At 42.1% G+C, this 14,824-nt stretch carries 14 protein-coding genes; all 14 read right to left on the bottom strand.

The window, feature by feature from the left end:
* Nucleotides 1-33 precede the first annotated feature (33 nt).
* Nucleotides 34-1,446, bottom strand: coding sequence for a ribosome biogenesis GTPase Der (gene der / locus ACPUEY_RS06555; RefSeq protein WP_092819017.1), 1,413 nt, complete (start codon nt 1,444-1,446; stop codon nt 34-36).
* 162 nt (nt 1,447-1,608) lie between these two features.
* Nucleotides 1,609-2,757 (bottom strand): outer membrane protein assembly factor BamB, encoded by a 1,149-nt coding sequence (gene bamB / locus ACPUEY_RS06550; protein WP_425121575.1) that lies wholly within the window; start codon nt 2,755-2,757, stop codon nt 1,609-1,611.
* Nucleotides 2,757-3,458 (bottom strand): YfgM family protein, encoded by a 702-nt coding sequence (locus tag ACPUEY_RS06545; RefSeq protein WP_131273935.1) that lies wholly within the window; start codon nt 3,456-3,458, stop codon nt 2,757-2,759. Before ACPUEY_RS06545 ends, bamB begins: the two co-directional genes overlap by 1 nt.
* Nucleotides 3,459-3,487: 29 nt before the next feature.
* Entirely contained in the window at nt 3,488-4,783 is a 1,296-nt protein-coding gene (gene hisS, locus ACPUEY_RS06540) for a histidine--tRNA ligase (RefSeq protein ID WP_425121574.1), read from the bottom strand.
* A 3-nt stretch (nt 4,784-4,786) separates the two neighbouring features.
* On the bottom strand, nt 4,787-5,908 hold the full coding sequence (ispG, locus tag ACPUEY_RS06535) for a flavodoxin-dependent (E)-4-hydroxy-3-methylbut-2-enyl-diphosphate synthase (RefSeq protein WP_092819021.1): 1,122 nt from the start codon (nt 5,906-5,908) through the stop codon (nt 4,787-4,789).
* Between the two features lie 24 nt (nt 5,909-5,932).
* Nucleotides 5,933-6,724, bottom strand: coding sequence for a helix-turn-helix domain-containing protein (locus ACPUEY_RS06530; RefSeq protein WP_131273937.1), 792 nt, complete (start codon nt 6,722-6,724; stop codon nt 5,933-5,935).
* Nucleotides 6,715-7,476: a type IV pilus biogenesis/stability protein PilW gene (pilW, locus tag ACPUEY_RS06525; protein ID WP_261181303.1), complete on the bottom strand. Its 762-nt coding sequence runs from the start codon at nt 7,474-7,476 to the stop codon at nt 6,715-6,717. Before pilW ends, ACPUEY_RS06530 begins: the two co-directional genes overlap by 10 nt.
* Nucleotides 7,477-7,537: 61 nt before the next feature.
* Nucleotides 7,538-8,773, bottom strand: coding sequence for a 23S rRNA (adenine(2503)-C(2))-methyltransferase RlmN (gene rlmN / locus ACPUEY_RS06520; protein WP_261181301.1), 1,236 nt, complete (start codon nt 8,771-8,773; stop codon nt 7,538-7,540).
* A gap of 122 nt (nt 8,774-8,895) precedes the next feature.
* Nucleotides 8,896-9,327 carry a nucleoside-diphosphate kinase gene (ndk, locus tag ACPUEY_RS06515; RefSeq protein ID WP_086195365.1) on the bottom strand — a complete coding sequence of 144 codons (432 nt, stop codon included), beginning with the start codon at nt 9,325-9,327 and terminating at the stop codon, nt 8,896-8,898.
* Between the two features lie 111 nt (nt 9,328-9,438).
* The gene (iscX, locus tag ACPUEY_RS06510; protein WP_092819025.1) at nt 9,439-9,639 is read right to left on the bottom strand and encodes a Fe-S cluster assembly protein IscX; all 201 of its coding nucleotides are present in this window, start codon (nt 9,637-9,639) and stop codon (nt 9,439-9,441) included.
* 89 nt (nt 9,640-9,728) lie between these two features.
* The gene (locus ACPUEY_RS06505) at nt 9,729-10,280 is read right to left on the bottom strand and encodes a phosphatase PAP2 family protein (RefSeq protein WP_092819026.1); all 552 of its coding nucleotides are present in this window, start codon (nt 10,278-10,280) and stop codon (nt 9,729-9,731) included.
* 31 nt (nt 10,281-10,311) lie between these two features.
* Nucleotides 10,312-11,592 carry a glycosyltransferase family 4 protein gene (locus ACPUEY_RS06500; RefSeq protein ID WP_131273940.1) on the bottom strand — a complete coding sequence of 427 codons (1,281 nt, stop codon included), beginning with the start codon at nt 11,590-11,592 and terminating at the stop codon, nt 10,312-10,314.
* Between the two features lie 206 nt (nt 11,593-11,798).
* Complete coding sequence (locus ACPUEY_RS06495) at nt 11,799-12,212, bottom strand: hypothetical protein (RefSeq protein WP_425121573.1); 414 nt, start codon at nt 12,210-12,212, stop codon at nt 11,799-11,801.
* 13 nt (nt 12,213-12,225) lie between these two features.
* On the bottom strand, nt 12,226-14,574 hold the full coding sequence (locus tag ACPUEY_RS06490) for a fimbria/pilus outer membrane usher protein (RefSeq protein WP_425121572.1): 2,349 nt from the start codon (nt 14,572-14,574) through the stop codon (nt 12,226-12,228).
* Between the last annotated feature and the right edge of the window lie 250 nt (nt 14,575-14,824).

The following is a 14,824-nucleotide window of genomic DNA, read 5'->3' as shown; positions in this document are numbered from 1 at the left end:
CTTTGGGCTTTTCATACCATTTAAACCAGGTGCTTAACCACGTTTAAATTTCTTCTCGGCTTTCTTGAACTTCTGAACATAGCGACGCTTACGGGCTGCAGTACGTTCATCAATCTGAGATTTACGTCCTTCAAACGGGTTTTCTGAGGTTTTAAACTCAATTTTTACTGGTGTACCTTCAAGTTTGTACACTTTACGGAACACGTTTTCCAAATAACGACGATAGTCCGCAGGGGTTTTATCCACCTTGTTACCATGAATGACAATCGTTGGCGGGTTTTGTCCCCCAATATGTGCATAACGCATTTTGATTGCACGACCTTGGACTTTCGGTGGATGATGTGCATCGGTTGCATCATTCAAAATTTGCGTGATTTTTGCCGGTGATACTTTCAAGTGGGAAGAATCATATGCACGGTGAATCGATGGATATAAATCACCTACGCCCGTACCATGCAATGCAGAGATCAAGTGAATTTTCGCCCAAGGAATAAAGTCAAAGCGGCGTTCCACATCGAGCTTGCATTGCTTACGGTCATACTCGGACATGTTGTCCCATTTGTTGATCGCAATCACCATCGCACGACCGGCTTCAATCGCATAACCGATTAAATGCAAGTCTTGCTCGACAATCCCTTCACGCGCATCGACCACAATCACAACCACGTGTGCGTCTTTCATGGCCTGTAAAGTTTTCACAATCGAGAATTTCTCGATCATTTCATCCACTTTACCTTTACGGCGCACACCGGCTGTGTCAATCAGGGTGTACTTGCGGCCATCACGTTCGAACGGAATATAAATCGAGTCGCGTGTTGTCCCGGGTTGGTCAAATGCCACCACACGTTCTTCACCCAATAGACGGTTAACCAGTGTCGATTTACCCACGTTTGGACGACCAATAATTGCCAGACGCAAGCCTGTATCACGGTCATGTTCATCAAGGTTTTCATCTTCAGGCACATCTTGCAGCACTTCTTCAAGCATCTGCTGTACGCCACGGCCATGGCTGGCAGCAACTTGTAGCGGTTCGCCCATCCCCAGTTTGTAGAATTCAACCAGCGCAGCTTCGGCATGTACGCCATCTACTTTATTGGCAACCAGGAATACTTTTTTGCCCAAGGTACGCAAGTCACGTGCAATCTGCTCATCAGATGCAAGCAGTCCGGCACGTGCGTCGACCACAAAGATGATCATGTCGGCTTCGTGAATGGCTGTTTTGGACTGTTCAGCCATATACGAGTCGATTCCACCTTCAGTTTCACCAATACCACCAGTATCGACAACGATGAATGATTTATTTTGATAAGTCGCGTCACCATATTTGCGGTCACGGGTCAGACCGGCAAAGTCAGCAACAAGCGCATCACGGCTCTTGGTGATCTGGTTAAACAACGTTGATTTTCCGACGTTCGGACGACCAATGAGCGCAATTACGGGTTTCATAGATTAACCTTTATTCAAGATCAGCCAGTAGGTCTGGTCTGAACAATCAGAAACAATGGAAGAAATAAGTAGCCAAAAATAAATAAAACACGGGGCATTGAATGCTCAATCCCCCGTGTAAAAAAATACGGTTAGCTTAGTTTAACATAAGGCTGAAAAAAATTAACGGTTCTGCCAGATGCTTAAGGCACCCTTACGGGTCGCTACATAAAGTTGGTTATCAATCACACGCAGGGTACGCACTTCGCCACTGGTTTTTGAACGGCCAATCAGTTGGCCTGTTGCCGGATCAATGAGATGCAATACGCCGTCCAAATCACCTACCACCAGGTCTTGGCCCAAGATTACCGGATTGCTGAGCTGACGATTCAGCAAGCTGTCATTTTGCCATAATTGTTCACCGGTAGTCAGCGCATAAGCCGTGATTTTTCCATCGGCCTGAGCCACATAAACGGTGTTATTGAAAACTTCAGGACGCTGGATACTGCTGGCATCTTCACTCCACACCACTTGTTGTGCAGCCAGATCCATCACCGTTACCTGTCCCTGGTAGCTGGTTGTTACCAGGAATTGTCCTGCCACAACCGGATCGCCATCCAGATCATTCAGGCGCTGAATATCCGAACGTCCCTCGCTGACAGCTACACGACGCTGCATACGCGGCACACCACTGATAATATCCAGTGCATAAATATAGGCGTTTGATGAAGCAATCAAAACGGTACGCGGGTCAAGCGCAACCGGTGTAGCAATACCACGCAGGCTGAACTGTACATTCGGCAGATTATAGGTCCAGACTTGCTGACCTGTCGCCAGATCATGCGCATAGACCGTATCATCATTGGTAATGGTAATCACACGACCTGACTGAATGAGTGATGCAGATAAAATCGCACCCGACAACTGCGTAGTCCATTTTTGCTCACCTGTGGCCTGATCCAGAGCAAACAACTGGCCTTTTTTATTGCCGACAACCACAATGCCCTCACCGGCTTCTATGCCCGAGCTCAAGCCCTGCTTGGAAACTTTTTGCTGCCATAAGCGCTGTTTACCCTTATAGGCAGCCACTTCACCATTTGGATCGACAGCAAAAACCACGCCGTTATCGGCATCTAAACGCAGGCGTAACGGGTCTGCTTTACTGGTCGAAGAAACACTTTGAGAAAATACAGGAACAAGAGTCTTTGCTTGCACCAATTTAGGCAATGGATTCGGTTTAACCTCTTCCACCTTAGTTTTATTGGTCGAACAACCAGCAAGTGCAAATGTTAAAATTGTTAGTGCAAACGGTATTTTGTATTTTCTATCCATCACGACTCATCCACTTGTGTTTCTAAAATTGGGCGTTCAACATCAGGATCATCAACTAAAACGCCGACACTTTCGAGTTTAATTTGTAAAATTTGACGTTCTTGCTTACGTTCAAGCAACGCATCCCATGCGCTCATATACGATTTTTTAGCATTTTCGATATCATTTTTAGCCACATAGACATCACCACGCGCTTCATCGGCAGTCGCCTTAAACGCAGGATCGGTCACCGCAGCCAATGTTTTAATGGCATCATCATATTTCTTTTGTGCCAGCTGGGCATAAGCCAAACGCAGCTTAACCACTTGCACTAAACCGGCATCATCCAGTTTGGAATTTTCAACTTTTTTCAAGGCACGTTCTGCATGTGCATAATCGGCTTTGTCATAAGCCAGCTTGGCCATTAATAATTGGGTTTGAATAGCCTGTACAGAATCTGGTGCTTCTTTAACAATTTTATCCGCAGTTGCAGACAAGGCATTAAATGCATTGGCATCGCCTGCTGCACTTTTTGCATCGTCCATTAACTGCTGAACCTTGGCTGTTTCCATTTGAGACTCAGCCAGATTTTTCTTCTGCCAATATTCCCAGCCGAAAAAGGCAATCAACGCAATTAAAATTCCGCTAATCATGGCAGAACCATATTTTTTAGCGAAAGATTTTAAGTTATCAAGTTGTTCTTCATCACTCAATGCGTTCATGGGATTACCTTTTCCTTATGTTATTCGGCTTATTTTGAAGAAAATTTTTCAATGATAAATGGCACAAAGTCAGCCACTGCAATTTCGGTCTGTTCTGCTGTTGCCAGTTCCTTGACCAGAATGTGCTGCGCTTCCGCCTCACGCTGACCAAAGATTAAAGCATAAACCGCCCCGGCCTGATCGGCTTTTTTCATCTGGCTCTTCATTGAACCCTGTGAACCGGTTTTCAAGCGGATGCTGCTACTAGCTGCTTCCAGCTGGTCACGGATCTGTTCGGCAAGAACCAAGGCTTGACCTTGAGTTACAGGGTCTGAAACCAGGAACATTTCACAGTCACGGACGGGGGTATTATCTTCTACCTGTTCAAGTAGCAGCAACAACCGCTCCATACCCATGGCAAAACCAACCGCAGGTACCGATTGATCAGCCTTGCCTTTCAATTGACCCACCAGACCATCATAACGGCCACCGGCACATACGGTGCCTTGTGAACCCAAATGTGTCGTGGTCCATTCAAAAACAGTTTTGTTGTAGTAGTCCAGACCACGTACCAGTTTTTGGTTAATGACAAAACTTACGCCTGCATCCGTCAAATATTGCTGTAATTGTTGAAAATGCGCCAGGGTTTCTTCACCCATAAAGTCATGCAGTTTAGGTGCATTTTCAAGAATCGACTGAGTTTTGGCATCTTTAGAATCTAAAATACGCAGCGGGTTTGTGGTCAAACGGCGCTGAGAATCTTCATCCAGGTCTGCCTTATGCGACTCTAAAAATTCGACCAGTGCTGCACGGTATGCCGCACGTTCATCTGACTCACCTAAAGTGTTGAGTTCAAGCTGAACCTTGTCGGCCACACCCATGCGTTTCCACAGACGTGCCGTCATCAGAATCAGCTCGGCATCCTGGTCTGGCGTTGCCACACCAAAAGTTTCCACGCCAAACTGGTGGAACTGGCGGTAACGGCCTTTTTGCGGTTTTTCATAACGGAACATTGGACCGATATACCATACACGAGGTGTCGCGCCGCGCAGCAGGTTATGCTCCAGCATGGCACGTACACAGCCCGCAGTCCCTTCCGGACGCAGCGTCAAGGACTCAGGCGGATTACCCTTGTCCAGAAAAGTGTACATTTCTTTTTCGACGATGTCGGTTGCATCACCAATTGAACGCTTGAACAGATTGGTCTGCTCAACCATCGGCAAGCGGATTTGCTGGTAGCCATAAGCATCCATAAGCGATGCTAAATGTTGTTCAAGACGTCTCCACGCGGGGGTTTGCGTTGGAAGAATGTCATTAAAACCTTTGATTGCGACAATTGAACTCATGATCTACTCAGAAAAACCTGTGCGAATAATCTCTTTAGATTTAGCTTCTTCAAGCTCGGAAACACGTTGACGAACCATAGATTCGATTTCATCAACCAATTGATTGGTATCGATTAAATGGCTTTTCTCGCCATTACGATACACCAGTGAACGCGGACTTGCACCTACTACGCCAATATCGGCTTCTTTGGCTTCACCCGGACCATTCACTTTACAGCCAATCACGGAAACATCCATGGGGGTACGAATATCTTCCAGACGCTCTTCCAGTGCCTGCATCACTTTAATCACGTTAAATTCCTGGCGTGAACAGCTTGGGCAGGCAATGAAGTTAATGCCGTTGGAACGCAGACCCAGTGATTTTAAAATATCAAAACCGATTTTCACTTCTTCTTCAGGCTCAGCTGCGAGCGAAATACGCATGGTATCGCCAATGCCTTCCATGAGCAGACCGCCAAGCGCGATTGCTGACTTCACCGAACCGGTACGGTAAATCCCTGCCTCAGTCACACCCAGATGTAATGGATTATCAATCTGCTGAGATAACAAACGATAAGCATCCATCGTCAGGAACACATTGGATGCCTTAACGGAGACTTTAAATTCGTGGAAATTTAAACGATCCAGAATATCGATGTGACGCATGGCAGATTCAAGCAAGGCCTGACCTGTAGGTTCACCATATTTTTTCTGGATATCTTTTTCCAGCGAACCGGCATTCACCCCGATACGCATGGAAATGTCATGATGTTTCGCCGCAGCCACCACTTCGCGAATTTTCGCTTCCGAGCCAATATTGCCCGGGTTAATCCGCAAACAGTCTGCGCCCAGATCGGCAACAGCCAAAGCAATTTTATAGTCGAAGTGAATATCGGCAACCAAAGGCACATTGACCTGTTTGCGAATTTCACCAAATGCTGCGGCCGCTTCCATTGACGGTACGGAAACACGCATGATATCGGCACCGGCATCTACACAACGCTGAATCTGTGCAACCGTTGCAGCCACATCACAGGTTTCAGTATTGGTCATACTCTGGATGCTGATCGGGGCATCACCACCTACATACACAGAACCGACACGAATTTTACGAGTGGGACGGCGCTTAATCGGATTTTCAATCATTGATATCGCTCTATTCTTTACGCATTAACGTGACAAACGGAAATCTGCTTTTCCGTTGACGGTATAAGGTGACAAGGCAATTTTTTCGTTATTCAAAGTCAGGGTAACGGCTGAAGCATCATCCAGACGAATCTGGAAAGGCGTTTCACCATTCAATTTCAATGTCGATGCCTGACGGCCTGTGGCCAGTACTTTACCAGTTGAATCGACAATATGCACAGAAGTTGGATGACTAAACTCAAGCTCAAGCTGATCGCCCGAAACCACAGTCGAGTTATCCAGATTCAACACTTGTACATCGGATTCGGCAGGTACAACTTCCTGGCTCTCCGCGTCTTTGCTGGATGACCAGTTTTGTATCGCCATAACCGCAACAGCAAGAGCAACCAGTGCCAGCAAAGCAAGTAAAAGGCGTTTCAACCATTTCTTGTTACGGTCACTCTTGGAACCTGGGAGCTTACCCATGATTTTAATCGGTGAGTTGTTTAAGGCATGATTGGGTAACAATCCAGTATCATTTTGATAAATATCATCAAAACGTTGAATAATAGAACTTGCATCCACCTTCAGGTACTTCGCATAGGTACGATAGTAGCCCTTAATAAAGGTGGCTTCTGGCAAAGCCTTATAATCATCTTGTTCTAAAGCGGTCAAAGTTTTTACAGGGATATTTAAATCTTTGACAACTTCACTTAATTCACGCTTTTGTGCAATTCGAACTTGACGTAAGTACTCGCCTGGACGCTGAACATTTCCTAATGCAGTGGGTACTACGCTTGAACCATTCGATTGCGGTGAATTAGGATTTACTTCCATACGGCCTCAGTACTGTGCTGTAATTGCAGATAACGTTGGTATTCCGGACTCTCGGGAAAAAGCGCACGCAACTGATTGACAAGCACCTGCGTTCCCATTGGGTCACTATTTGCCCGCGCAATTCGGATACCAATCCAAAGCGCACGCGCACCTTGATTCTTTTGACCGACACTGCGTACAAACTGTTCATACAATTGTGTTGCGGCAGCGGTCTGCTGTTTCAGATAAAAAATTTCAGACAACTCTAACATTGAAATATAAGAGTCACGATTTACTTGCAGGGCCTGTTTGAATGTTTTTTCAGCATTCACCACATCACCGAGTTTTAAATAAATCCGTCCTGCATTTTCCAATGCTCTGTAGCGTTGATCATAGCCCAATGTGGTTCCGGCCACATTGAGTTGTTCAAGCGCGTCATTATAACGCTCAATTTGATACAAATAAGTACCGTAGTTGTTACGCGCCTGTGCATTTTTAGGATCAGCAGAAATTGCCCGCTTAAAATAGCTTTCTGCTTTATCCATGCTGATTTTACTGCCCTCTTGTTGCAGTAAAACGCCCATCATCATATTCGCGGTTGAATCACGTGAATCTACTTCAAGCGCTTGATCCAAGGTTCGTTTTGCAGAATCCAGATCACCCGATTTAATATATTCTGCCGCCAATTGAGTGCGAATTTTCACTGCCTTTTCCGGGTCTTTCTTCCCGATTGTTGCTGGTGCCTGACACCCTGCAACAAAAATAGCGGACATACAAATTGTTGTAATAAAAGCTAATTTATATGTGGGCTTTCTCAATTGACATCCCCTTTTATTATCCCTGAGTGCGCAGAATCTCATTTTGCTGCGCCACTTTCTTTTTCCACTGTTCCGCACGACGGGTACGGTCAGCAACTTGTCCAACCAACTGTCCACACGCGGCATCAATATCATCGCCACGTGTCTGACGAATCGTACACACAAAACCGGCATCAGACAAAGTTTTTTGGAAAGAAATAATCCGGTTACGGCTTGAACGCCCATAAGGTGCATGCGGGAACGGATTAAACGGAATCAAATTAATTTTGCTCGGTAAATTTTTAAGCAGTTTCAGCATTTGTTGAGCATGTTCTGGTTGGTCATTCACGCCATCCAGCATGACATATTCAATGGTCACATGTTTACGCGAACTTTCATTACCATCTTTGGCAATATAACGCTGACAGGCAGCGATCAGCTGTTCTAATGGATATTTTTTATTGATCGGCACCAGCTCGTTACGAAGTTCATCGTTCGGTGCATGAAGTGAAATCGCCAAAGCCACATCAATATCTTGCGCCAACTGGTCGATTTTCGGCACTACACCTGAAGTCGATAAAGTCACACGGCGTTTTGACATGCCATAGGCAAAGTCATCCAGCATAATGCGCATTGAGTTTAATACGGCGTCATAGTTCAGGAGGGGTTCGCCCATGCCCATCATCACCACATTGGTCACTGAACGCTCACGCTCTGCCACAGGTACTTCTTCCATATAAGAGAAGTTTGCCATCCACAGCTGACCAATAATTTCGGCTTGAGTCAGGTCACGCTGAAAACCCTGCTTACCTGTTGAGCAAAATGAACAGTCAAGCGCACAACCCACCTGTGAAGAAATACACAAGGTTTTACGTGAACCGGTTTTGTCTTCTGCAGGAATCAGGACGGTTTCCACCAGAGAACCTTCGCCATCGCCGACACGGAACACCCACTTACGGGTGCCATCTTTGGAATAGTTTTTATGCACCACTTCCGGCGCTTTAATTTCGCAGATTTTTTCCAGTTTTTCCCGCAGCTTGCCGGAAATATTGGTCATTTCGGCAAAATCTGTGACAAAAAATTGATGAATCCATTTCATCACCTGCCCGGCACGGAATTTTTTTTCTCCCATATCTTCGAAGAATTTTTCCATTTGCGGACGTGACATGCCAAGTAAGTTCACTTTTTCCACAGAATTTTGCTGCGTCGGAGCGGATGGAGATGGTTGCTGTGCATCAGAAATTGCTGATGGAGCGACTACTTCAGTACTCATGTGTATTACCTAAACCATGCCTAAAGATGAAAGGAGAAGCTCAATATCTGAGCAGAGAATTATTCAGAGAATAAAAAAACCAGATAAGCAGTATACCACTTATCTGGCCTGAATACTGCGTATTAACGAGTACGTGGAGCAATCTCAGTTTGCGCGAAGAAATAGTTAATTTCGCGGTCAGCAGATGCTACAGAGTCAGAACCGTGAGCAGCATTTTCGTCGATGCTTACAGCAAAGTCTGCACGGATTGTACCAGGAGCCGCTTCTTTAGGATTCGTTGCACCCAAAATTTCACGGTGAGCAAGAACTGCGTTTTCGCCTTCAAGAACTGAAACAACAACTGGACCAGAAGTCATGAACGCAACTAAATCACCAAAGAAACCACGTTCTTTGTGCTCAGCGTAAAAGCCTTCAGCTTCAGCTTGAGTCAAGTGTTTCATTTTAGTTGCAACGATTTGAAGACCAGCTTTTTCGAAACGAGCAAAGATGTCGCCGATGTGGTTTTTAGCAACTGCGTCTGGTTTAACGATAGATAAAGTACGTTCAATAGCCATTGATTGGCTCCTTAAGTCAATTGTTGACATGAAAATTTGCCGCATTATACCGAATAATGGGCTTTTTTCCGCTTTTGATATGTAAAAAAATTGCTTTTTTCGATGTAGCGCTTAACGCACTTCATCAATCCAGGCCATTTGAATTCCTTCCAGCAAACCTTCAGTGGATTTGGTTGGGTCATCACTAAAGTCTGGCAATGCACACACCCAGGCATGCAAGTCGGTAAAACGAATCCATTGCGGATCCACATCTGGATGTGCTTCAGAAAGCTCAATCGCAATATCAATAGTATCTGTCCAACGCAAACCCATGGCTATTCCTAATATTTTCAAATCAGTGGCAGTACTTTAGCAAATTTTGGAAAAATCGCGTGATTTTCCTGATTCATCCGCATGCATTTTTATAACATGATATTAAAAAAGGGTGCACTCTCAATAATGCCACTGGCAATCACAACACCAATCAATGCACCGACCAGCACATCACTGGGATAATGTAGCCCCAAAACCATCCGTGATATCGCCACCAGAATGGTAAAAGGAAGCATCAGAATCAATAACACGGGCTGAATATAACCCAGAACCGTACTGGCCATGACAGCATGCAGGGTATGACCAGAAGGAAAACTAAAATGGTCGAGCGGTTGTTCGTGTAGCCGGATGACTTGATGGACTTGATAAGGCCGTGGGCGTACAGTTTTTTGTTTTAGGATTTTATAAATGACGGTACCTATCGACCCGCTAATCAACAGATATAACAACTGTACAATATAAAACACGCCTTCCAGCACCCATAAACTGGCGAGCATAATAAACCAGAACAAACCATTGCCAAAACGGCTGATGATTTTGAAAAAGTGGGCTACTGCATGTGAATGAGAAAGATTATTCAGATACAAGCAACCTTTTAAATCCAGATCCAACATCGTTATTTTTGCTTTTTTTAAATTCATGATGATGCTCCTTTAAGCTGTTGCTTAAAATTCAGGATGTCATTTCTGTCCCCATCGCCACACTATAGAGTGCTTGTTCAAACTGTTGCACAGGGTATTGCCAGCCGATATGCTGCACCGCCTTTCGGGCTTCCAGTCCCATACGTTTCAATTGCTGATTGCCCGGCAACTGACACATTGACTGCATAAAACCTGTCTTATCTCCTAAGGGACTCAACCAGCCCGTCTCGCCATTTTTGACATGCAAATGCGCACTGGCATAATTATAGGCAATCACAGGCAAACCACTTGCCATTGCTTCCAGCACCACATTGCCAAAGGTTTCAACCTGACTGGCAAACACAAAAACATTTGCACTTGCATAAGCCTGAGCAAGTTTCGGGCCAGATAAATTTCCTGTAAAAATGACATCCTGTCCTTGGCATAACATTTCGAGACGACCCCGCTCCGGACCATCCCCCACAATCACCAGTTTGACATCCTGGTTATTTTTCTTCATGGACAGATAGGCTTGAACAAGAACATCAATCTCCTTTTCAGGTGATAAGCGCCCCACATACAGCATAATCTGAGTATTCGACGTTGCCTGCCATTGTTGACGCAAACCGCTGGAATAATGTTGTGGTGAAAAATGCGTAACATCCACACCACGCCCCACCACAACCAGAGGACAACAAATGCCAAATTCTCTTAAAATATATTCCGTATCTTTACTGGGAATACAGGTCAGTTGTGTATTATTGTGAAACCAACGTAAATAGCGCTGAATCGGCTTAATTAAAAAGGCTAAATCGAAATAACGACTAAACTCTTGAAAAGGTGAATGGAAAGCGCTTGAAACAGGAATGCCCTTTGTCTTAGCCGCCTGCAAAACGCTTAATCCCAACGGCCCTTCTGTAACAATATGCACGACATTTGGCGCAAACTGATCCAATGCTTGAGAGACTTTTAAAAATTGTGGCCAGCCAAACTGCAAGCTTGGATATTGAGGAATAGCTTGGGCTTTAACTAAACATTCCTGATTTGGCAAAAACTGAAAACATGTCTGTTTTTGTTCCGGCCTAATCAGTAAAATTTTATGCCCCTGTTTTTGCAACCCTTTGCAGAGTTGCAATAAAGACAGTGCCACGCCATTAATTTCTGGAGACCAGGTTTCTGTCACAATCGCAATTTTCAGCCGTGGGCGAATTAAATCATTGAGTATCGCAATATCATCACAAATTTGGTCTTGCTTATTCTTTTTAAAATAAAATTGGAAATTTTCTGGAAAATTTTGTTCTTTGAGCAGGCTGGTCGCATACAAAGTTGCCATACAACACCTATATCGTTATTTTAGTTTTAGCTTAGAGGTTAATTCTTTCAGTTTGATGATTTTTAGATGACTGTTTATTGAAACGTTGTATAATCTCTAACAACAAATAAAAACACATCCTCTTCTTCCAAAGCTAACTATTTTAGACAGCTCTTTTCTGTTTTATTTTCAATTACAGACCAGTCCTTTCCTGCCATACAAAATAATTAAAATAATAAGTTCACGTAAATTACGTCGCTATATATACCTACTGGAGTACGAATAGAAGGCTGTTCTTCCAGTCGTACCGCAATAACATATTTACTCTCTTTAGAATTTTTAGATTGAGACAGCGGAACATTCCATTGATTTCTTATCGGGCCTGAAATACTCATTCTAGTTTTTAAACGATATGTACCATTCGATACATAGCTTGAACCATCAGAACTACGCAAATTTTGACTGCTAAATTTGATTGCATAAGATTGGTCGCAAAAAACTCTAAAAGAAGTTGCAGCAAAACTATGATAATAATCTGCAAAATGCATGACCGGTTCAGATATAGCAGTTAAATAACATTGTCCCGCATAAGCGAAAGTACCATTTGCATAGAGTAAAATAACCATGATAATTTTTTTCATTGCAATACCCTCTCTAGCGACAAAAAACATCTATAACTGACTGCTCTAGCACTTTTTGGTTCTGATTTGAAACCTCAAAAGTTCCCTGACATGTCTCACCACCCTTGGCTTTAGCTAAAAACCGATACTTATTCGGTTTTAATCCATATAAATACACTCTACCTTGGGCATCTACAGGGAAGTACTGACTTTCTTCATCATTAATATAAACTTCGCTTGCACGAGGTATAAGTTGATTACTCTTATCCAATAAACGCAAAACTACTTGCTGGGTATGAAATACAGGAAAATTTAAAATATAACCTCGCTGATTTAAGCCGATCATTTTTTGAGTCGAATAATCAAATGCATCTTCAATCGCTAACTGATTTTGATCGAATGAAATGTCATAAGGAATATAAGGAATATAAGGAATAATATTATGTACAAACAAATAACCATTCTTATTGGTGCTTCCTACAGGCGACAATGACCTTGTAACATCAATTCCTGGCGAATCTTCAACTTTAACTAAAGCAAATGCATTATCTACAGATTTTGTTAATGCTACTTTCCCACCTAGCCAAACAATAGCCCCACGATAAATCACCTGATTGTTTTCATATTCATCAGATTGATCCAATTGAACACGTAAGTCGCCTACATTTGATTTTAATAAGCCCGAAGCTTGATAAGCTAAATCTCCACGACGTTGATTTGCACCCAGAACATAATCAAATCCAGTTTGCGCTGGAGATGCTTTAACAAATTGAACCCTTGATTCATTATCTGTTGAGTGCGAGAAGTAGGCATTTTTATTATTTCCCAAACTATAATTTAAAGATAAGTATGCACCAGAATCTTGCTCACCCTCAAACTCTTTAAAGCCAGAAACGCTTAATGAAAGATTTGAGCGCAACATTCTGGAAATACCTATATTTAGTATACGACTATCTAAAATATTGAAATTATCACTTTCATAATAACTTCGCTCCAAATAATTTAAATTAAAATTATTTATTATCGGCAAATCATATATACTAAAATAAAAAATATAATCATATTTTGGAATAAGAACTTCATTGTTATAACCTAAAGTTTTATAATTATCAGTAGAATACTGCCCACTAAAACCTAAGTAAATATTATTCATACTTCGGCTGACTGAACCACCAATTGAATAACCAGATTCATCATCACTATTACTCGCTGCAACAAATGTATCGAGTAATGCATATTTACTAATTGCTTGCGTCCATAATAAACCTAAATTTTTTACTTCTTTACTATACGCAGCATTCAAACCCACAGTAGTTAAGTCACCTATACCTCGTCTAAAATAAATATTAGAAAAAAATTCCCTATAATCATTATTATGAATATCATAGTTATATCTAATTTTACCTAATGAAATATTATATTCATTTAAATTAGGTTTAAGCAGCTTGTTATTTATATACACCGGAAAACTTTGAACAGTTTTATTTCCTAAAATATCTTCAACAACCACCTGAGCATCTCCAGATTGTTGAATCAATGCCCCAGGTTGTAAAGTATAACTCCCTGGCGTAATTCTCTGCTGAGAAATACTTACACCATTAATATACAAATCAACTGTCGAAGGTAAAACAGCACTTCCTTTTAAAGTCGGCATATTCCAATAAATATAATCAGGCCGAGCTGTGAAATTTGTTCCAAAACTTAAACCACCATAGCGTACTGAACTAACGAAAGGATTAGATATAGTAGTGGTATCACCAATTGTTAAGCTTAAAAACTTATCTGGAAAATCCAGATCAAAAGCTGATTTTAAACGAACTACTTTTTCTTCCCTTACGTCTTCCACTGTAAGGGACGATTCTTCTTGATTCTCATCTAAACCTCGCACAAGTATGGAATTTTGAAACAACCAATAATCTTTAAACACCCCCAATTCTGCTAATGAATTAAAATCCTCATCCTGTGAAGTTTGCCCATAAAATAGATCATAATTTAAAAATGCGCCTAAAGCCGCCTTATCAGGCATAATTAATGGCTCATGATCTATTTTTTTTATCTGAAAGTATTCTGCTGGTACAGTTATTTTCACAGACTGTGCATATGGATCTATTTCAGCAAGAACTGGATTCTGTGAAACTAAACAAAAATCTTTTTTTATTGCATGTTCAGGAAAAAAATCAACTCTCAATTCCAAGGTATTTAAAGCTTGGCACTCTATATATATTTTTTTATCTTCTTCAAATACAAGGGTTTCCAAATTTTTATCTATACTATTTAACCAGACATTACTAAAAACAACATTACTCCCCTCTGCATTTGCTCGTTGAACGGGTAGTACTATATTTAAAAATATACATGGCAAAAACAATATAATTTTTTGCATAATACATCACCCTGACAAATTAAATTCCATAGGTAATTCACTTCTATCTGTTTCAATAATTAATTTATATTTATTAAAATCCCCTAACTTAATCTCACCAAAATTAAAATTTTGTTGCTGATTATTAAGTAAATATTTCGGTGGTGTTTCAAAAAGTATGCTGAAAAAAACAATATGGCTTTTGATAAAATAGAGGTATGAAAATAACGCTACAAATCAAATGTCCTACCTGTCTAAGTAACAATATAAA

Source organism: Acinetobacter sp. G11 (assembly GCF_049808495.1).
GTDB lineage: Bacteria > Pseudomonadota > Gammaproteobacteria > Pseudomonadales > Moraxellaceae > Acinetobacter > Acinetobacter kookii.
This window is presented reverse-complemented; position numbering and strand designations above follow the sequence as displayed.